The 19715-nt window shown below is 33.3% G+C and carries 17 protein-coding genes; 9 read left to right on the forward strand and 8 right to left on the reverse strand.

Annotation, left to right across the window (positions count from 1 at the left end; all coding sequences use genetic code 11):
* Window positions 1-179: 179 nt before the first annotated feature.
* Window positions 180-962, forward strand: coding sequence for a 50S ribosomal protein L11 methyltransferase (locus METIG_RS00170; protein WP_013798204.1), 783 nt, complete (start codon window positions 180-182; stop codon window positions 960-962).
* On the opposite strand, the gene purD is transcribed toward METIG_RS00170, so the two are convergent.
* Complete coding sequence (gene purD, locus METIG_RS00175) at window positions 963-2303, reverse strand: phosphoribosylamine--glycine ligase (RefSeq protein ID WP_013798205.1); 1341 nt, start codon at window positions 2301-2303, stop codon at window positions 963-965.
* 379 nt (window positions 2304-2682) lie between these two features.
* Here purD and METIG_RS00180 point away from each other — a divergent pair, with 379 nt between their 5' ends.
* Window positions 2683-3795: a DUF2117 family protein gene (locus tag METIG_RS00180; RefSeq protein WP_013798206.1), complete on the forward strand. Its 1113-nt coding sequence runs from the start codon at window positions 2683-2685 to the stop codon at window positions 3793-3795.
* Between the two features lie 25 nt (window positions 3796-3820).
* Here METIG_RS00180 and METIG_RS00185 read toward each other — a convergent pair whose 3' ends face one another.
* From METIG_RS00185 to glyA, 3 genes are all read right to left on the reverse strand, one after another.
* On the reverse strand, window positions 3821-4588 hold the full coding sequence (locus METIG_RS00185; protein WP_013798207.1) for an NAD+ synthase: 768 nt from the start codon (window positions 4586-4588) through the stop codon (window positions 3821-3823).
* Between the two features lie 316 nt (window positions 4589-4904).
* Window positions 4905-5783 (reverse strand): AIR synthase related protein, encoded by an 879-nt coding sequence (locus METIG_RS00190; protein ID WP_013798208.1) that lies wholly within the window; start codon window positions 5781-5783, stop codon window positions 4905-4907.
* A 120-nt stretch (window positions 5784-5903) separates the two neighbouring features.
* Complete coding sequence (gene glyA / locus METIG_RS00195; protein ID WP_013798209.1) at window positions 5904-7190, reverse strand: bifunctional serine hydroxymethyltransferase/L-allo-threonine aldolase; 1287 nt, start codon at window positions 7188-7190, stop codon at window positions 5904-5906.
* A 272-nt stretch (window positions 7191-7462) separates the two neighbouring features.
* Here glyA and aksF point away from each other — a divergent pair, with 272 nt between their 5' ends.
* Window positions 7463-8470 (forward strand): homoisocitrate dehydrogenase, encoded by a 1008-nt coding sequence (gene aksF / locus METIG_RS00200; protein ID WP_013798210.1) that lies wholly within the window; start codon window positions 7463-7465, stop codon window positions 8468-8470.
* Between the two features lie 277 nt (window positions 8471-8747).
* On the opposite strand, the gene METIG_RS00205 is transcribed toward aksF, so the two are convergent.
* From METIG_RS00205 to selD, 3 genes are all read right to left on the reverse strand, one after another.
* A complete protein-coding gene (locus METIG_RS00205) occupies window positions 8748-11372 on the reverse strand; it encodes a cation-translocating P-type ATPase (protein WP_083809503.1) in 2625 nt (874 codons plus the stop codon).
* A 342-nt stretch (window positions 11373-11714) separates the two neighbouring features.
* Window positions 11715-12389 (reverse strand): hydrogenase nickel incorporation protein HypB, encoded by a 675-nt coding sequence (gene hypB / locus METIG_RS00210; protein WP_013798212.1) that lies wholly within the window; start codon window positions 12387-12389, stop codon window positions 11715-11717.
* A 484-nt stretch (window positions 12390-12873) separates the two neighbouring features.
* Complete coding sequence (selD, locus tag METIG_RS00215) at window positions 12874-13920, reverse strand: selenide, water dikinase SelD (protein WP_013798213.1); 1047 nt, start codon at window positions 13918-13920, stop codon at window positions 12874-12876.
* An 813-nt stretch (window positions 13921-14733) separates the two neighbouring features.
* On the opposite strand from selD, the gene METIG_RS00220 reads away from it, so the two are divergent.
* The 3 genes from METIG_RS00220 (at window position 14734) to METIG_RS00230 (ending at window position 17261) form a co-directional block, all read left to right on the forward strand.
* Window positions 14734-15861, forward strand: coding sequence for a pyridoxal phosphate-dependent aminotransferase (locus METIG_RS00220; RefSeq protein ID WP_013798214.1), 1128 nt, complete (start codon window positions 14734-14736; stop codon window positions 15859-15861).
* A 239-nt stretch (window positions 15862-16100) separates the two neighbouring features.
* Window positions 16101-16547, forward strand: a complete 447-nt coding sequence (locus METIG_RS00225) for an RNA-binding domain-containing protein (RefSeq protein ID WP_013798215.1) — start codon at window positions 16101-16103, stop codon at window positions 16545-16547.
* 24 nt (window positions 16548-16571) lie between these two features.
* A complete protein-coding gene (locus METIG_RS00230; RefSeq protein ID WP_013798216.1) occupies window positions 16572-17261 on the forward strand; it encodes a winged helix-turn-helix transcriptional regulator in 690 nt (229 codons plus the stop codon).
* Between the two features lie 79 nt (window positions 17262-17340).
* Here the strand turns inward: METIG_RS00230 and METIG_RS09135 are convergent, their stop codons facing one another.
* Window positions 17341-17529: a hypothetical protein gene (locus tag METIG_RS09135; RefSeq protein WP_245527611.1), complete on the reverse strand. Its 189-nt coding sequence runs from the start codon at window positions 17527-17529 to the stop codon at window positions 17341-17343.
* Between the two features lie 367 nt (window positions 17530-17896).
* Between METIG_RS09135 and METIG_RS00235 the strand changes: the two genes are divergently transcribed.
* Genes METIG_RS00235 through pheA form a run of 3 tightly spaced genes read left to right on the forward strand, consistent with a single transcriptional unit; the run spans window position 17897 to window position 19685 of the window.
* Window positions 17897-18187 (forward strand): hypothetical protein, encoded by a 291-nt coding sequence (locus METIG_RS00235; RefSeq protein ID WP_013798217.1) that lies wholly within the window; start codon window positions 17897-17899, stop codon window positions 18185-18187.
* The gene (locus tag METIG_RS00240) at window positions 18184-18873 is read left to right on the forward strand and encodes a class I SAM-dependent methyltransferase (protein ID WP_013798218.1); all 690 of its coding nucleotides are present in this window, start codon (window positions 18184-18186) and stop codon (window positions 18871-18873) included. Before METIG_RS00235 ends, METIG_RS00240 begins: the two co-directional genes overlap by 4 nt.
* The gene (pheA, locus tag METIG_RS00245) at window positions 18873-19685 is read left to right on the forward strand and encodes a prephenate dehydratase (RefSeq protein ID WP_013798219.1); all 813 of its coding nucleotides are present in this window, start codon (window positions 18873-18875) and stop codon (window positions 19683-19685) included. Before METIG_RS00240 ends, pheA begins: the two co-directional genes overlap by 1 nt.
* Window positions 19686-19715: the final 30 nt, after the last annotated feature.

The raw sequence follows: 19715 nt of genomic DNA on the forward strand, positions 1-19715 counted from the left end.
TTTTGGTTTTTATTTCTTGATTTGTTGATTACAGTTGTTTGCCAATTTTATACGGCAAAACTTTGTTTTGCCATTTATTTTTTAAAAGAACAATAAATCAACCACAAAATTCCAAATAAAGGTTAAGAAGTAAGGCAAACAACTATATTTTTAGCCAAATAAGATTAAAAGGGATTGCTATGAAGCTTAAACTTCTCGTTCCGCAGTGGCACTATTCTATGCTTTTAGATGACGAGAGAGTAGGGATTTTTAAGGAGGCAATTGAGAGGATTGTTAAAGAAGATGATGTTGTTTATGATTTGGGAACGGGTAGTGGGATATTAGCAATGATTGCAGCAAGAAAGGCAAAAAAAGTTTATGCAGTTGAGTTAGACCCAATAACAGCAACCTATGCAAAAAAGAATGTGAAGAATAATAATTTTGATAACATTGAGGTTATAGAGGCAGATGCAATAGAATACAACTTCAAAGAAAAGGCAGATGTTGTTGTTGCTGAGATGTTAGATACTGCTTTAATAACCGAGCCACAAGTTAAAGTTATAAATTCCATATTAAAGAGAGGTTTGCTAAAGGAAAATGGAAAAATTATTCCCGAAGAGGCTTATAACACCGCACAGATTGTTGAGAGCAGGTTAGGGCATATCTATTATGATGAGGAAATGGAATCAAGACCAATCTCAGATGAAATTTTATACAGCACAATAAACTTCTATGAAATTAATAAAGAAGATGTATCATACACATTAGAATTTGAAGTTTTTGAAAATTGTGAAAATCCTGCTTTAAGATTAGCGACATACACAAAACTAACAGATGGACTTATAGCCGGAAACACACCAATGCTAAATCCAATGCTTGCAATCCCCTTAGACAAACCAATAAAAAAAGGAAAAGTTAAGGTTAAGTTATCCTACAAAATGGGTGGAGATTTGGAAAGCATCAAGGTATCTGTTATCCAATGATTATTTATTTTCTCTTAATTCTTTCATTCTTTCAATTCTCTTTTTGATTAAATCTAACTTACCTACGTCACTTCTGTGGAAGACGTCTCCTTTTATGTATTGGATAGCACTTTCAGCAATTTTCTCTGCCTCTTCTATTGTATCTGCAACTCCAACAACTGCAACGCTTCTTGAACCTGTCATATACAATTTTCCATCAACCTCATTTACTGATGCGTAGTGCAATATTGCCCCTGTCTCCTTAATCTTCTCTTCATCAACAAATATCTCTTTATTTCTTACTGGATTTGTTGGATAACCATTTGGAACAACATACTTACATACAGTTGCCTTATTTTCAAATTTAACATCAATATCTTTCAATTTTTTATTTGCTATCGCCTCACAAACCTCAACAAAATCATTCTTCAATATTGCTAATATGTTCATTGCCTCAGGATCTCCAAATCTTGCGTTGTATTCAATAATCTTTGGCCCATCTGCTGTGAGCATGAACTGCCCGTATAAGAATCCTTGATAATCTCCAACCTCTTTTTTGAGGGCTTTTACAGTATCTTCCATAATTTCCTTTGCATCTTTTAAATCATTCTCTGTTAAGAACGGGAGTGACAAATCAGGACATGAGTATGAACCCATTCCTCCAGTTATTGGCCCTTCGTCATTTTCATAGGCATGTGGGTGGTCTTGGACTGCTGGTGTGAATTTTATTGTGTCACCATCAACAAACCCGTGCAATGTGAATTCAACCCCAATCAATCTCTCCTCAATAATTACTTTTCCTCCACCAATATTCTTCTCGAATACTTCTTTTGCGTATTGTTTTGCTTCTTCATTATCCTTCAACTGTTCTCCAACAACTTTAACTCCTTTTCCTCCTGTCAATCCAACTGGTTTAACAACAACATCTTTGCCTTGGTTTGTCATCTCATCAATAAATGCTTCTAATTCTTCCCCATACTCCTCAAATGCCTTGTATTGCAATGAACCTTTTATGTTGTATTTTTTGAATAAATTTCTCATGAATTCTTTGCTTGTTTCAATTTGAGCAGGGAGTTTTTTTGGTCCTACAGTTGGAATGCCCATATCCCACAACAAGTCAGCAACTCCTGCACCTAATGGTGCTTCAGGCCCTATAACTGCCATGTCTGGCTTAACTTCTTCTGCAAATGCCTTCACAGCATCTAAATCAGTTTCTTTGTTTAATGATATCTTTTCAGACAATCTTGCTATTCCTGGGTTCTTGTTGTTCATTAATGTGTATAACTTAACATCCGCATTCTTTTTTAAAGCATGTGCAATTGCGCTCTCTCTTGCTCCTCCTCCTATCAACAATATTTTCATTACATCACCCGTTCATTTTTTGTGTGCTATCTATTTAGGCATAGAATTTTATAAATTTTTAGGTTTTTGTTTAAATTTAATTTTATGAATATGTTTTTAAAAAGATGAAGAATATAAGGAAAAATATAGTATGAGCCAATCTCACAAAATAACTCAAAATTATAAACATTACAAAAAGAAGGATTACGCTGCAACCTTCGGTTGCAGGGAAGTTATAGTCAGTGACAAAACTTTCTGAATTAAATAAGGAATATTCGACTACCTTCCATTAGGAAGGTAGTCATTTTTACCTTATTAATTTTAATACCTTTTGTCACTGACTATAAATAACTATATTATTCAACTATTTCGCACACAACCATATACAAAAAGGGATATTATGAGGATTGGCGTTGTTGTTCATGGACCAGAAATAGTTGATAGTGGATATGCAAAAAAAATCATTGATTTGTTAAAAAATTTTGGAGATGTCAAGGCAAAACTTGGAGGAACTATGGGAAGAGTTGCAGTTATAGATAACAATTTGCAGGATATTATTGATATTTCAGAAAAACTCGTTCCTTCTCAATCCTTAAAAAAATTGGCAGATAATGATATTTTGGTTTTGATGAATTATGGAAAGTCAAAAGAAACTGGGCATACATTTGGAAGGATTGTTGTTGGAAGAGCAAACATAAGCAAGCCAATAATCCAAATAGAGAGACCAGGGGAGAAAGATGGGACAATAATTGTTTGGAATAATAACAATAGCGAGGAAGTAAAAAAAATAGTTGATTTCTTATCAAAAACATTAAACTTAAAGGTTGAGAATTGCATAAGTGACGGGTTGAGTGTTTGGAAGGAGGGAAAGAGATTATTTAGGAAAGTTCATGGTGTTGATAAGGGAGAGGCAATAATGGTAAATGGGATTGTTGTTGGAAGAGCAAAAGGTAAAGAAGTTGTTATTGTAGCGGAGGATGGAAAGATTGTCGATATTATAAATGGAGAGATGAAGGAGCATGGTGTTGAAAAATTAGGTAGGGTTGATTTGGAAAAAGCAATTATAAAAACTGGGTTGTTGAGAAGACATCCTACAAATCCAAATGTTAGAGTTTTGGAGAATAAAAGGGGAGATGTTGTCTTTATAAATCATGCAGGAGAGGATGTATTGGAAAAGATTAAAAATAAAGAAATCTCTGCTGTTATAACCATTGGGGATGACACTACAATGATTTGTGGGGATATTTTAGCGAGGTTTGGGATTAGGATTATTGGAATTACTGATGGAGATAGGGATGAGATTTTAAAAAGTCCTGTTATTGCAGAAGGTTCGGCAATATTCTTAATTGAGAATATGAGGGATGATGATGTTGGTGAATTGTTGATGAAGGAGTTTGAGAAGAGAGAAATTAGAGGAATAACTTTTAATGAATGTTTGAAAATTGTTGAAGGAATTTTGAATGAGAATAAAGTTAGATATTCTTTACAAAAAATTGAAAAATGCATTTTGTAGATATATCTCAATTCAAAAGTTTCATTTAGATTTCTGGTTTTGGAGGAGGAAGAAGTTTGTGTTTATTTGCTTCAATTCTATGCATAATTTCTTCAATTTTTGATATTGAGACATTTAACTCTTTTGAAATTTCTTCTTTATCTTTTCCTTCCTCCAATGCCATTAATATCTTATCCAACAACTCATAAGTGATTCCAAGCTCTTCCTCATCTGTCTGTCCTTCCCACAATCCCGCTGATGGTGGCTTTTCAATGATTTCTTTTGGAATTCCCAAGTATCTTGCCAATCTTCTCACATCAGTTTTGAATAAATTACCTATTGGTAAAATATCACATCCCAAATCCCCATACTTTGTTGCATATCCCATATATGCCTCTGATTTATTTCCCGTCCCAACAACAAGCAAGTTGTATTTATTCGCAAAGTAATATAAGATACACATTCTTATTCTTGCTTTTAAGTTTGCATCTGCTTTTTTATCAAATTCTCTCGTAGGAACATAACCCCCAGCACCAAATGCCTTCAATATATCGGTTATATCTGAAATAATATACTTTATGCCAAGTTTTTTTGCTACAAGTTCAGCATGCTCCCTATCTTTTGGGTTTGAGTTTTTTTCTGGCATTATTAAACCTAAAACCTTATCTTTACCTAATGCTCTAACACACAAATAGGCAGTCAAAGATGAGTCGATACCCCCACTTAAACCTAAAACAACGCCGTTTACTTTTGCCTCTTCAACTTTCTCTTTTATAAATGTACAGATTTTGTTTATTATTTCCTCCTCATTCATAATTTCACCAAATTGTTTTTAATTACTATTTTGATTTTTATATTTAAATTTTCGCTCATCTTCAAACATCATTACTTATAGCAAACAAGTTTTACCATTGATAATTTTTTATATGCACCAGCCCGCAAAGCCACGATAACAGCATTTATATAGGTAATCTTGAATGAACATGAGCGAAAAGTTTAAGTGGAATATCAATAGCATTAGAAAATCTTAATGAAATGCAGGAAAAATTTAACAAAGATTTAAGTGAACTTTTAATTCAGTTATCCACTGAATTTTCTAAGGAACAAGAAAAAATTAATCCAAATATGATTTAAAATTTATATGGGAAGTTTTTTATCAATTCTTTCATTTTTTCTTCATCAATATATTCTTTATTACCAATTGTTAAACCCAGCTCTTTTTTTATTTTCCCAAATGTCACTGCAGGGCATCTATTTTGTAGTGCAATATCTAAGACATCTTTAACGTCCTCTTTATTAACAGAAATTATATAAGTCCCCAAGTATCTCGTTGCTCTTGGGTATGGAATGGAAAAAATTTCAACCCCTTTTCTTGCTTTAACGAGCATCTCCAACAAATTACACAACCAACCTCCCCTTGAAGCATCTTTACACGCATGCACATCAATATTTTTAACAATCTCAAGATACGTATCAAATTTATTCTTCGCCTTATAAATCCTCTCTCCAATGTCCCCTTCAACAGGATGTCCAAGCATTATTAAAACATCATCTTCCTTTGCGTTTCCATCCTTAACAACTTTATCAGTTATCAACTCCCCAAAAACAGCAACGCAGATGCATGATTTTAACTCCTTAACTGTCTGAGTGTTCCCCCCAATTATTGGAATATCCAACCCAATAGATTGCTTTTTTAGCCCATCAACTGCTATTTTTATCTCTTCTTCATTCTCCGCTTGGATTGCGTTTAATGCAAATTTTGGCTTTGCCCCCATTGCCACAACATCACATGCAGTGTGTATTAGAGCTGTTTTAGAGCCCAATTTTAGTGGATAGGGCCCCTCCATGTTTATAACGCTCTTTCCAACAACTACGGCATCATCTCCCGCTCTAATTCCACTTATTAAATTTGGGATTTTGTCATCCATGTTCCAAAATTCTCTTCTTGGATAGTTGGTTTCCATCATGTGTCCTATTGCATATTTTATCTCAAATTCGATATTTTCCATGGTATCACGCCTACAAAAATAAAATGGAATATAATGATAAATTAAAATTAAAAATAAAAATACTTAAAAAGCGAGTGAACAGTAAATAAAATAAAAATTAAAAATAATTGAATAAATTCACTAAAATTTTATGTATTCAAATGCGTCTCCGCCATCAAATGAATAATGAACTGTTGAGTATTCTCTTGCAAATTCTTTAACATCTTCTCTGACTTTTTCAGGTTTTTCTTTATCAATTGCAATTCTCTTCATGAACTCAGCAATCTCTTCCATTTCACTTTCTTTCATTCCCAATCTTGTGCATTCTTGTGTTCCCAACCTTATACCACTTGGATCATCTGATTTATTGACATCATCCCATGGAAGGAGGTTTTTGTTCAATATGATGTTTGCATCTTCATACATTTTTGCCAATTCACTTGCAGAGAAAGGAATATCCTTTGAACCTGCTATATCTAAAACAACTTGGTGGCTCTCAGTGAATCCCTTATCCTCACACAAAACATTAAATCCTCTCTCATACAATGCCTGTGCTAATGCCTTAGCGTTTTTAATTACCTGCTTTGCGTATGCTTCTCCAAATTCTTTTGCCTCTGCCAATGCTATTGCTAAACCTGCTTTGTGGTGGAGGTGGTGATTGCTAACAACTCCTGGAAATACTTTCTCATCAATTTTTTCAGCATATTCTTTTTTAGTTAATATAATTCCTCCTTGAGGACCGAAGAATGTCTTATGGGTACTTCCCATTAAGTAATCTGCTCCTTCTCTTAATGGGTCTTGGAACTGTTTCCCTGCAATCAATCCCAATACGTGAGCCCCATCATAAGCAACAGTAGCTCCAATCTCTTTTGCAGCATCAACTGCCTCTTTAACTGGATGTGGGAAGAGGAACAAACTACCTCCAAATAATATTAATCTTGGCTTATGTTCATAAATTTCCTTTATCATCTTATCGACATCAATGTTCATCTCCTTCTCATCAAATGGATGTGGAACTATTTTTAATCCCCTAATACCAGCAGCACTAACTTTCCAGTGGCTTATATGTCCACCGTTAGGAACATCCATTGCCATTAATGTATCTCCTGGTTTTGTCTCAGCGAAAAATACAGCAAGGTTTGCAACAACTCCACTTGTTGGTTGGACATTTGCGTGTTCAGCATTAAACACATCCTTTGCTAACTCTATTGCCAATTCTTCAACCATATCGATGTATTTACATCCTTGATACAACCTCTTTCCTGGCAAACCTTCTGCATATCTATGAGCGAAGTCACTTGCACACGCCTCTCTAACAGCCCTACTTGCAATATTTTCACTTGCAATCAACTTTATGCTTTCCCTCATCCAGTTGTGGTGTTTCATTAAAACATCTCTTACATAACCTGGAACTTCTGATGGGTTCATATCCATCCTCCTCATTTAATTTTAAGATTTGGATAATTCAATTTTTCTAAATTAGTAAATTAGGTATTAATAGTTGTTTGCGGAATTTTGCATGTATTTCAACAAATAGAATTTTTTTGAAAGATGTCGAAGTTATGGTTAAAATTTCTAATGCCTAATTCAGATCTTAATTTCATTGATGGTTGTAGTCATCTATAATGTAAACGACATATAAATAGTGGAGAGTGTTATTAAATAACAGGGATGAAGTATAAAAATTTTTGGTGTTGGTCATGAAAAAGATTTGTGTAATAGAAGGAGACGGAATAGGAAAAGAGGTTGTTCCAGCAGCGATTAAGGTTTTGGATGAAGTTGGAGATTTTGAATATATCTATGCTGAGGCAGGATTGGAGTGTTTAAAAAAATATGGTGATGCCATTCCAGATGAAACCATAGAAAAAGCGAAAGAATGTGATGCAGTATTGTTTGGAGCCATAACTTCACCAAAACCAACCGAATATAAAGGAAAGTATAGAAGTCCAATATTAACATTGAGAAAAGAGCTAAATCTATACGCAAATGTAAGGCCAATTAATGATTTTAAAAATATTGATTTGGTTATTATAAGGGAAAATACCGAGGATGTTTATGTTGGGAGAGAGTATTATGATGAAGAGAAAGAAATTGCCATTGCAGAGAGGGTTATTTCAAAAAAGGGAAGCGAGAGAATAATAAAATTTGCGTTTGAATATGCAATAAACAACAATAGAAAAAAGGTCTCCTGCATACATAAGGCAAATGTTTTAAGAATTACTGATGGGCTTTTTTTAAGGATTTTTAATGAAATTGGAGAAAAATATAAAGATAAGATAGATTACGATGATTACTTAGTTGATGCAACTGCAATGTATTTAGTAAAGAGCCCAGAGATGTTTGACGTTATTGTGACAACCAACTTGTTTGGAGATATCTTATCTGATGAGGCATCTGCATTGATTGGAGGCTTAGGATTAGCTCCATCAGCAAACATTGGGGATGAATATGGATTATTTGAGCCAGTTCATGGTTCTGCCCCAGATATTGCAGGGAAAGGAATAGCAAATCCAATCGCCACTATCCTAAGTGCTGCAATGATGCTTGATTACTTTGGAATGAAAGAGAAAGGGAATAAAATAAGGAACGCTGTTAAGAGGGTTTTAGAAAAAGGGAAAGTAACCCCTGATTTGGGAGGGAACTTAAAGACCAGCGAGGTTGTTGATGAGATTATTAAGGAATTGAGGGGTTATAGTCGTGTGCGTTAGAGTTTGGGATATGCTGTTGATAAATTCTTAAAGATTTATGCCTTATTTCAAATTTTAAGAAAGAATAAAGACCATTTGAAAATTCATTAATGTATATATAAGTTTAAAAATCCACTGCAACCTTCGGTTGCAGGGAAGTTGAATAATCGTAGATTATTCAACTATTCCGCACACGACTATAATTTCTCTGAGAGGATACCGAGTGAATCGAGTATCTATTTCGTTTGGATGCAACCTTTTTAAAAGGTTGCGATGAGATTATTAAAGAACTTAGGGATTAATTTTTATTTCTCATGAATAATTTTATTACCTCCATAAACACAAACGCTGAAAACGCTCCTGTCAAACAAATAATCCATTCTTTTAAATTGAGAGGTGTAAATTCAAAAATCCTCTGCAAAAATGGGAAATATATAACGCATAAAGTTGTTAGAGCAATAACAACCACTGCCAATATTAGCAATTTATTTGCAAAAATACCAATTTTGAATATTGATTCATCTAACGATCTGAAGTTGAATGTATTAAATATTACCATGCCCACTATGGTAGCAAAAACCATAGTCCTCGCTTTCTCTATGCTAATTGTTGGGTTTGAAATAACAAACACCAAAAAAGCCACTGTTGCCATAAATAATGCCAAACTAAGAACTAAAAAAGAATTTCTTTTAGTTAATATTCCCTGCCCTACTTTTCTTGGAGGTTTGTTCATAATTTCTTTCCTTGCAGGGTCCAAACCTAATGCTATTGCAGGCATCTCCTCATCAAATGTATTTATAAACAAAATTTGCAATGGCAATAGTGGCAAGAATTCAAATCCAAGCAAGATTATCCCCAAACTTATGAGAATTACCTCTGTAAAGTTCCTTGAGATTAAGTAGCAGGTGAATTTTTCTATATTTTCATATATTGCCCTACCATTTTTAATTGCCTCAACTATGGTGGTAAAGTTATCATCCTGCAAAATCATATCACTTGCTTCCCTCGCCACATCAGTCCCCTTAACTCCCATCGCTATGCCAATATCCGCATTTTTTAATGCAGGGGCATCATTAACCCCATCCCCAGTCATTGCCACTATATGCCCTTTCTTTTTTAATGCATTAACAATCCTCAACTTTTGCTCTGGAACTACTCTTGCATACACAATAATATCTTCAACAATACTCTCAAGTTCATCGTTATTCAACTTGTTTAATTCACTTCCAGTTACAACACCATCCTCTAAAAATTTTTTAAGTTTTTCATTCTTTATTTTCGTTTTTATTTTTTTATTTTCCTCAAATAATCCAATTTTCTTTGCTATTGCCTTTGCTGTCTCCTCATTATCCCCAGTAACCATAATAACTTTTATCCCACCTTTTTTACATGCCTCTATTGCCTCCTTTACTCCCTCCCTTGGTGGGTCTATCATAGCAACTAAACCTAAAAAAATCAAATCCTCTTCAATATTTTTGGGCGTTATTTCAGATGCCTTTTTATATGCAACACCAAGGACACGAAAAGCAGAACGTGCAAAATCTTTATTTATTTTTAGTATTCTTGCCTTTTCATCTCCATCAAGTTCCTCTATCTTATCTTTTTTCTTTATGAATTTGCATTTTTTCAAAATAACCTCTGGAGCCCCTTTTGAGAAAATTAAAAACTCATCCCCTTTTTTATGTATGGTGGTCATCATTTTTCTTTCAGATGTAAAGATAACCTCTCCCACTCTTGGATATTCTTTCTCTAAATCCTCTTTCCACAAATTTGCCTTTGTTGCTACAACAATTAATGCCCCTTCTGTCGGGTCTCCAATAATGTCCCATTCGCCCCCCTTTTCCTCAAGAATAGCATTGTTGCACAAAGCTATTGATTTTAATAACAAAATTAAATTTTCTTCATTATGTGCATCAATTTCCCTACCATTATTAAAAAACTTCCCCTTTGGCTCATAGCCTACTCCAGTTACATCGAAAATTTTGTCATCAACAAAAATCCTCCCAACTGTCATCTCATTTTTTGTTATTGTTCCTGTTTTGTCCGCGCAGATTACTGTTACTGAGCCAAGAGTTTCAACTGCAAGCAATTTTCTTATTATGGCGTTTTGTTTTGCCATGCGATGCATGCCAAGGGATAATGTTAAAGTTAAAGCCAACGGCAATCCCTCAGGAACGGCAGCAACTGCCAATGCTAAGGCAACCATCAATATCTCCGCTATTGGAACTCCCTTAAAAACCCCAAAAATAAATATAATTATGCAAGCAATTAAAGCAATTAATGCCAATATCTTCCCTAACTTTGTTATTTTTGTTTGTAAAGGAGTTTTTTCTTCCACTTCTTGAATCATTCCTGCAATTCTTCCTAATTTTGTCTGCATACCTGTTGCTACAACAAGGGCTTTACATTTCCCGTGGACAATTTGTGTTCCTGCAAAAATTAAAGCTCCCTTTTTCTTTTTTATGGCTTTACTCTCACCAGTTAAAATCGCCTCATCAACCTTTAAATTAATTGCCTCAATAACTTTTGCGTCTGCAGGGATTTTGTCCCCTATTTCTAAAATTAGCAAATCTCCTGGGACAATTTCCTTACTAAGTATTTTTCTTATCTTACCTTCCCTTATAACTTTGGCTGTTGGCTGAACGATTTTTTTCAATGATTCCATGGCTTTTTCTGCTTTATACTCTTGAATAAAACCTAAAATTATAATAAAAAATAGAATAAAAATAATAACCCAAAAATTAAGCATCTCACCAATAAAAGCGGATATAACAGATGCCGCAAAGAGAATCCAAACTAATATATTGGCAAATTGCCCTAATAAAATTTTAATCCATGTAACTTTTTTCTTTTCTTTAAGTTCATTATAACCATATTTCTCTATTCTTTTTTCTACTTCCTGATTTGATAAACCCAAATTCATCATCAATATCACTGCAAAAAGATACTAAGACATATGATCGTGTACGGAATAGTTGAATAACTACGGTTATTCAACTTCCCTGCAACCGAAGGTTGCAGTGGATTTTTAAATTTTGTTTATACATCAATAAATTTCGAATGATAGTTATTCTTCCTTAAAACTTGAAATAATTAATAATCTTACAAAATTTATTGTAGTTATATCCATCGAAGCGAAGCTTCGAGCAGTGAAACCGAAGGTCTCACCTAATCGAACCGAAGCTTCGAGCAGTGAAAACCCCGCAGGAGTTTTCACCTAAAATTCTAACGCACTCGAGTATAATAAACATTATGTCTATTTTTGTTATTTATTTTCTTTGACCTCTTTTATTGCACTTTCTATAAAATCAACAACCTTATCTAAACCTTCTCCAGTTTTTAAAGATGTTAATATAACCTCTAAGTCCCCATTTATTTTTTTGGCGTCTTCTTTCATTTTCTCTGCATCTGCCCCAACAGCATCAGCCAAATCTACCTTATTAATGATTGCTAAGTCAGCGGTTTTGAAAATAAGTGGGTGTTTTTCGACAGTATCATCCCCCTCTGTTACACTAACAACGATAATCCTCTTATGTGTTCCCAAATCAAAATCCGCTGGGCAGATTAAATTACCAACATTTTCAATAAACAAAACGTCTATTTCATCCAAATTCAAATCTTGGAGGGCATGACTTACCAAATGAGCATCTAAGTGGCATTCTTTTCCAGTGTTAAGAGGAATAACTTTAACTCCATGCCTCTCCATTCTTTCAGCATCAAATTTTGCTATAACATCTCCAGCAATGCAAGCAATTTTGTATTTATCTTTTAATTTATCAATTAAATACTCTATAAGGGCTGTTTTTCCACTACCAATTGCTCCCATAAAGTCAAATGCTACAACACCATGTTCATTTAATTTTTTCCTATTCTTATCTGCCAACTTTTTATTTGCTTTTATAATATCTTTCCCTATACTCAAAACACCAACAAGATGCATATTTTCACCATTAATTGGCAATTTTTAGATATCCATAACCTTTAAAAAAGTTGTATCCAAACAGAGTAGAATATAGTCGTTCTACAAAATACGGCACTATTTACAATTTCGAACCGAAGGTTCGAGCAGTGTCCACTGCAACCTATGGTTGCAGGGAAGTTGAATAACGTAGTTATTCAACTAAATCTTTGATTTCGCCTAATCGAACCGTAAGGTTCGAGCAGCGAAAACTCCGCAGGAGTTTTCGCCTAATAAAATTTCAATTTTGAGTAAGTTTAACAAAACTCCAATTTAAATTAGAGTTATGTTAACTGTCATTTAATTGTAGAACGACTATATTTCACTTCATTTAACATTTTTCGTGATTAATTTATCGTTTATTTTATCCTTAAATGGATGCACCTCCCAAAATGGGTTCGGTGCATCCTCCCATGTGTCATTCTCTGCTTTAATTATTTTTATTCTTTAACTTCCCAGCACCGATTTAGATCTCAACAATTTCGGGGTTCTTTAAGCATGCTTTTCCTTCTCTGTCCTTTGCTATAACTTTACCAACCTCAAACGCATAGCATCCATTTTTTGTTAGTTCATCAATGAGTTCCTCCTTATATTCCTCTTTTACTGAAATTAGTAGTCCTCCTGCCGTTTCTGCTCCACAACCTTCCAATAATGGATGGCCAAACATTCTGCTAAGCTCTGGTGTTTTTTTGATTGTTGGAAGTTTATTTATCTCAATTATAACCCTGCTGTTCCTTGCAACTTCATTTGCATGCCCCAAAATACCAAAGCCAGTGATGTCTGTTAAAGCATTTGCAATCTTTTCCCCCACCTTCTTCTCAGCATTTCTTAAAGATACCAGAGCAGTTCTGTTTGATGTTGTCATTAGTTCTATTGCCTTGTTTATGATGTATTCTTCTTCCTCCTCACTTACACCGAGCATGTCCTTGAATTCCTTTGGAACCCTTGATAATGCCATTGCCGTTTGTGTACCTAATGGTTTTGTTAATATTAATGTGTCTCCCACTTTTGCCCCTGCATTTGTTAAAACATCCTCTTCTCTCCCTACACCAGTCACTGCCCCTCCTATTAATGGCCATGGATTCATTATTGTGTGCCCACCGATTATTGAAGTGTCATTTTCCCTGCAAAAGTCCTGAAATCCTCTTAGCATTTCTTTTGCAGCATCTATTGGTAAATTCTCTGGAATTCCTAAAATTACCAAAACACCAACAATATCTAAAAGTCCCATTGCGTAGATGTCGCTTGTTGAATTGCACGCTGCTATTTTTCCCTGCAGATAGGGGTCATCAACGATTGGTGTAAAGACATCAACGGTCTTTGCTATAACTAAGCCGTTCCTTTTAACCACTGCTGCGTCATCACCCAAGCCGACAATGATATCTTTTGATTTTGTTATCTCTTCATTGCTTACTATTCCTTTTACAAGGTTTTCTAAATCGGTGCTGGGAAGTTTGCATGCTCAACCATGAAGTTTTACCATCTCAGTTAATCTTACTTTTTTCTCTTCCATATAACCACCATAATACTTTTTGATTATAAATTATTAATAATTCTTATTATTACTTATATTTATTATATTTAAATATTTGGCTAACCAGTATAACAAACTTCCGCTACAATATAGTCGTGTGCGAAATATATTACGGCAAAACCTTTAGGTTTTGCCATTAATTTTTTAACTTATTTGTGCATTAATGAATTTTAAATAATCATTATCCTTCATTAAAATTTAGGATGGTTATATAATCCTTAAAAATTTATCGACAGCATATCCCAAACTCTAACGCACACGACTATAAGTTTGAAGGCAACTATAATAAATATATATGTTTTTGTGCATTAAAATGATAACCAATTTTGTGAAATTCCATAAAAAGTTTTAATGATTTTTAAGTTATAATATTAAGTATAATATATTGTTTATTAAAAATTTGGATTGTATATAACTGTAGGTTTTCATTGCTCAAAACCTTTGATTTTGATTCCATTATAGTCGTTCTACAAAATACAGCATCGCCCAATCTCAAAATTTCAATTTTAGGTAATTCAACAAAATTTTAATTTAAATTAGAGTTATGCTAACTGTCATTTAATTGTAGAACGACTATACTCACCTTGCTTCACTCAGCGATAATAAAATTTTGAAGTTAGGTTGTGATAAATTTTTTAAATAAGCACAATTTTTCCTTTAATTTTAATTAAGTTTTAAGTTTTTAACAATATATAATGCAAACGACTATACTTTTTAGGAATACTATAAATAATCGTTAAATATCGTTAGATAATCGTTTATTTGTAATTTTATTATTTATAGGTGATAGGCATGATATCTGATAGGTGCAAAAACATAAAACCTTCGGCAATAAGAGAGATTTTTAACATGGCAAACGAAACCTCCATAAATTTAGGGATTGGGGAGCCGGATTTTGATACTCCAAAGCATATAGTTGAGGCAGCAAAAAAAGCCCTTGATGAAGGAAGAACTCACTACACACCAAACAACGGCATTCTCAAGTTAAGAGAGGCGATATGTGAAAAACTAAAGAAAGATAATAACTTAGATGTTAATCCAAACAATGTTATTGTAACATGCGGGGCTTCTGAGGCATTAATGCTATCAATAATGGCTTTGGTAAATAAGGGAGATGAGGTCTTAATCCCAAATCCTGGATTTGTCTCTTATTTTTCATTAACTGAGTTGTGTGAAGGGAAGATTAAATCAGTAGATTTAGATGAAAACTTTAACATAGATGTTGATGAATTAAATGAGAAAATCAGCAACAAAACAAAATGTATAATTTTAAACTCACCTTCAAATCCAACTGGAAAAGTTTTAGATAAAGACATTATTAAGGGTATATGCGAAATAGCAGAAGATAAGGGCATTATAATCATTTCAGATGAAATATATGAAAAGATAATATATGATAAGAAGCATTATTCTCCTATGCAATTCACCGATAACTGCATTTTGATAAATGGGTTCTCAAAGGCCTATGCTATGACTGGTTGGAGAATTGGCTATCTTGCTGTTAGTGAAAGTTTAAATAAAAAATACAATCTAATAGAGAACATGATAAAAATTCACCAATATGGTTTTGCTTGTGCTACATCCTTTGCCCAATATGGTGCATTGGCAGCATTGAAAGGAGACCAGAAATGTGTTGAAGATATGGTTAAGGAATTTAAAAGAAGGAGAGATTTAATAGTTAATGGATTAAAGAAGTTCTTTAAGGTCTATAAACCTGAAGGAGCATTTTATGTATTTCCAGATGTTTCAGAATATGGGGATGGTGTTGAAGTAGCAAAGAAGTTAATCGAAAATGGAATTTTATGCGTTCCTGGAATAGCGTTTGGAGAAAATGGGAAAAATTATGTAAGGTTTTCCTATGCAACAAAATATGAGGATATAGAGAAGGCATTACAAATTATGGATTCTGTGTTTGGATAAATCTAATCTGAGATGATGCTGAGCAAAGCGAAGTATGGTTGTGTGCGTTTAAAAGCGGTCATTACATTATAATAAAATTTTAATTCATGGTTAAACACTAATTTAAAATTAATTATTGGTTTAAATATATCATTAAAAAATTCGCACACAACCATATCCTATCCCTTTTGGATGCAACCTTTTTAAAGGTTGCATTGAGAGGGGATTACAAATTATAGAAAAGGTTTTCGAGGGATAACATGATAGTTAAAATAAAGGCAAAGGTAAAACCAACAGAGGATAAAGGGAAGGTAAAAAGGGCAATATTAAAAATATTCCCAAAGGCAGAATTAGAATTTAATGAGGAATATAATTATTGGGAAGGGGAAACAAAGAATGTTGATAGATTTAAAGAACTCTTAAGAAGTCAGGCAATTTTAGATGCTGCAAGGGTGGTATTGGAAAAGGGGATTGTCGGGGATTATACAAAATTTTTCATAAATAAGCAAGCGGCATATGTGGGGAGTTTGAATTTTGATAGGGATGTCCATGGAGGAATTGAGGTAAAGATAATAGCAGAGGAGAATGAGGACTTAATGAAAATTATAAAAGATATTGCCCCAAGAACTAAAAATGGAGTTATAATAAATGAAGATGAAGAAATGGAAGAAAATGAAGAAGAAACTAAAGAAGAGGCAAACAACTAATTTTTTATTTTTAATGGTGAAATTATGAGATACGTTGCCTACAAAATACGTCCAGAAGAATTTTTAAAAAATGAAATTAAAAATAATGCGCTAATTTTAGAGGGACACAAAATTCATAGAGTTAGAATTTTGGGAGAAGTAAAAAACATAAACATAATGAAAATCATCTCTTTTGAAGTTGATGGGGTTTTGGTTAGATATTTTGGGGATAAAGATTTGGATATTAAAGAGGGAGACCTCGTAGATGTGATTGGTAGGGTTAGGGAGCATGAGGGGACAAAATACATAGCGTTGGAGATTGTTAAAAAGAGGAATGATGATAAAGAAAAATGGAGAGAATTGAGGAATTTAGAGATAGAAAAAACGAGAAAATATCTAAAATATAAAGAAAAAGACGAAAAAGAGGAAATTGAAGATGAATTAGAAGATGAATTATTTGGTACTGAAAATGTTGATGAAACCTCTGAAGATAAAGATGTTGAAGAGGAAATTTTAGAAAGTATATATGGAGATACTGAAAATGAAGAAGTTATTAAAAATGAAGGTATTAAAGATAAAATATTAGAATTAATTAGAGAAAATGAAGGCATCTCTCTTGATGAAATTTGTGATATGTTGAATATGGACGAAGATGAGGTTTACGAAATCATTCAAGAATTAATTGATGAGGGTGAAATTTACGAGCCATCTCCAAACAAATTCAAAATATTGTAAAAATCGTAAAAATAAAAGTAAATGTTAAAAATATATTAATAGTTATTCTACCAATTTCTGTGCTATTCCAATACCCTTTTCACAAGTTTAAGTTTCGCCATAATGATATTTTTGGGGTCTGTCCAATATGGGTATTGGTGAGTAAATACCCATATTGGACTTGGGCGTCATCAGCCACACAAGGGTGTCTCTGCCCCTGTCGTGGACATAAAAACCTAACGGTTTTTAAGTTCTCGTCGCTTCGCTCCGAGATGACCCCGAGCTCCACCCATCTATCTTTTTATCTTTATAAAGTCCTATATAAATATATCGAAAACTCATAAACACACATATCATCACAAATACTCACAAAAAACTAAACAGTTTCAAACGGGAACGTTAGGAGAATGACTATAATTGCAAAGTCATGCTATCTTGTATAAAAATTATAGTCGCTCTACAATTATAGTCATGTGCAGAAGACATACGGCAAAACCTAAAGGTTTTGCCGTTAATTTAATGAAGAAGTAAGGCAAACAACCATAAACTACCTTAAAATTGAAATTTTATTAGGCGAAAACTCCTGCGGAATTTTCGCTGCTCGAACCTTCGGTTCGAAGTTGTAAATAGTGCCGTAATAATCTAAGGTGAAATACATGAAACTTTGTGTAGATGGGGTTTTTTATAGCAGAGAGCCATTAAATTTTAAAAAAATTTTGGAAGGGATTGTTGAGATTTTAGGTGAGGATGTCAAAGTTTTATCATTGGAGTTTCCAGAGATTGCTGCAATTGTTGGGGATACATACTATTATAGATGTGGGTTTATGTTGGATAAAGAATTGGAAGAAGAGATTCCAGAAGATGAACTTAAAAAAATAAAGGAAAAGATAAAAAAACTATTTCCAGAGGATACTATTATTTATACATTAAACTGTGAGATACTATGAAGGTAAAGGATTTTTATGAAAACTGGGAAATAGGCTGTATCCCAAAATATGCCAAATTACTCATGAATTTTGAAGAAGAACTTATTTTTGATATAATCTCTAATTTAGATGAATTTAATAGAATAAAAAATAAAAAAGAGGCTCTAATTTTAGATTGTGGTTGTGGATTTGGCTCTTTCTATAATTTAACAAAGGATTTAAATACAATTTATTTGGACATCTCATTTAATCTACTAAAAAAATTTAACATAAAGACCAATAAAATTTGTGGAGACATATTAAATCTGCCTTTTAAAGATAATTCCTTTGACTTAATTTTGTGCATAAATGTTTTAGAGCATGTTGATTATAAAAAGGCTTTAAGTGAAATGAGGAGGGTTTTAAAAAAGGAAGGAACGTGCATTATTGTAGTGGTTAATAAAAATTCTATAATAAATGAGGAATTGTTTACAGATTGGAAGATATATCATCAACCTTTAGATATTAAGGACTTTGAAAGCATAGAGGGATTTTATATAGCATACTGGAAAACCTTCTACTTTGTACATCCAATTTTTAAGATATTCCCTACAAAGATATTGGGGAAGTTTTTGAAATTTTTTAAAAAAGTTGATAACAAATTAGCAAACACAAAAATGTTTAAAAACAAGGGGCAATTTTTGATTTGTGTTTTGAAGGTGAGATGATGCTTTATTATTTGGGGCCAAGAGGTTCATTTACAGAAAAAGCAGGGAAAATATTTTCGAAATTAATATCTTTACCTTTACAACCATGTTCCACTATCTATGAGATCTTTGAGAATGTGGATAAAAATAACGCCTACGGTGTAGTTCCATCAGAAAACTCCATAGAGGGTTCTGTAACGTTAACACAGGACTTGCTTTTGGAATATGATGTAAAGATATTTGGGGAAATTGATATCGACATAAGCCACAATTTGGTTGGATATGATAAGGATAAGATTGAAATTATTCTTTCCCATCCACAGGCGTTGGCACAATGCAGAAAATACATAAAAGAGCATGGATGGAAAACAAAAGCTGTCTCAAGTACTGCAAAAGCTGCTGAAATTGTTGCTAAAGAGAAAGATGAGAGGTTGGGGGCTATTGCCTCAATGGAAGCGGCAAAATTATATGGTCTAAAAATTTTAGATGAGGACATTCAGGACTATAAAAACAATAAGACGAGATTTATTTTAATAGGAAAAGAAACGCCAAATTTTAATGCAGAACCTATTGCATACAAAACAACCATAATAATTGAGTTGAAAGAAGACAAACCCGGGGCATTATATCACATATTGAAGGAATTCGCAGAGAGAGACATAAATTTAACACGAATAGAGTCAAGACCATCTAAAAAAAGGTTAGGAACGTATGTCTTTTATATTGACTTTGAAAGTTATGAGGATGAAGAGGGGTTGTTTAAAAGTTTAAATAAAAATGTGGCATATATGAAATATTTGGGAACATATCCAGTGTTTGGAATCGAACAATAATTCCAAATTGTTGTAATAATGTGAATTTAA

Source organism: Methanotorris igneus Kol 5, assembly GCF_000214415.1.
GTDB lineage: Archaea > AGJL01 > Methanococci > Methanococcales > Methanococcaceae > Methanotorris > Methanotorris igneus.

What these genes read in the sequence shown, in the direction of transcription:
- METIG_RS00170 (WP_013798204.1), top strand. Translation starts at nt 180, where the DNA reads ATGAAGCTTAAACTTCTCGTTCCGCAGTGGCACTATTCTATGCTTTTA.
- purD (WP_013798205.1), bottom strand. Translation starts at nt 2,303, where the DNA reads ATGAAAATATTGTTGATAGGAGGAGGAGCAAGAGAGAGCGCAATTGCA.
- METIG_RS00180 (WP_013798206.1), top strand. Translation starts at nt 2,683, where the DNA reads ATGAGGATTGGCGTTGTTGTTCATGGACCAGAAATAGTTGATAGTGGA.
- METIG_RS00185 (WP_013798207.1), bottom strand. Translation starts at nt 4,588, where the DNA reads ATGAATGAGGAGGAAATAATAAACAAAATCTGTACATTTATAAAAGAG.
- METIG_RS00190 (WP_013798208.1), bottom strand. Translation starts at nt 5,783, where the DNA reads ATGGAAAATATCGAATTTGAGATAAAATATGCAATAGGACACATGATG.
- glyA (WP_013798209.1), bottom strand. Translation starts at nt 7,190, where the DNA reads ATGAACCCATCAGAAGTTCCAGGTTATGTAAGAGATGTTTTAATGAAA.
- aksF (WP_013798210.1), top strand. Translation starts at nt 7,463, where the DNA reads ATGAAAAAGATTTGTGTAATAGAAGGAGACGGAATAGGAAAAGAGGTT.
- METIG_RS00205 (WP_083809503.1), bottom strand. Translation starts at nt 11,372, where the DNA reads ATGAATTTGGGTTTATCAAATCAGGAAGTAGAAAAAAGAATAGAGAAA.
- hypB (WP_013798212.1), bottom strand. Translation starts at nt 12,389, where the DNA reads ATGCATCTTGTTGGTGTTTTGAGTATAGGGAAAGATATTATAAAAGCA.
- METIG_RS00220 (WP_013798214.1), top strand. Translation starts at nt 14,734, where the DNA reads ATGATATCTGATAGGTGCAAAAACATAAAACCTTCGGCAATAAGAGAG.
- METIG_RS00225 (WP_013798215.1), top strand. Translation starts at nt 16,101, where the DNA reads ATGATAGTTAAAATAAAGGCAAAGGTAAAACCAACAGAGGATAAAGGG.
- METIG_RS00230 (WP_013798216.1), top strand. Translation starts at nt 16,572, where the DNA reads ATGAGATACGTTGCCTACAAAATACGTCCAGAAGAATTTTTAAAAAAT.
- METIG_RS00235 (WP_013798217.1), top strand. Translation starts at nt 17,897, where the DNA reads ATGAAACTTTGTGTAGATGGGGTTTTTTATAGCAGAGAGCCATTAAAT.
- METIG_RS00240 (WP_013798218.1), top strand. Translation starts at nt 18,184, where the DNA reads ATGAAGGTAAAGGATTTTTATGAAAACTGGGAAATAGGCTGTATCCCA.
- pheA (WP_013798219.1), top strand. Translation starts at nt 18,873, where the DNA reads ATGCTTTATTATTTGGGGCCAAGAGGTTCATTTACAGAAAAAGCAGGG.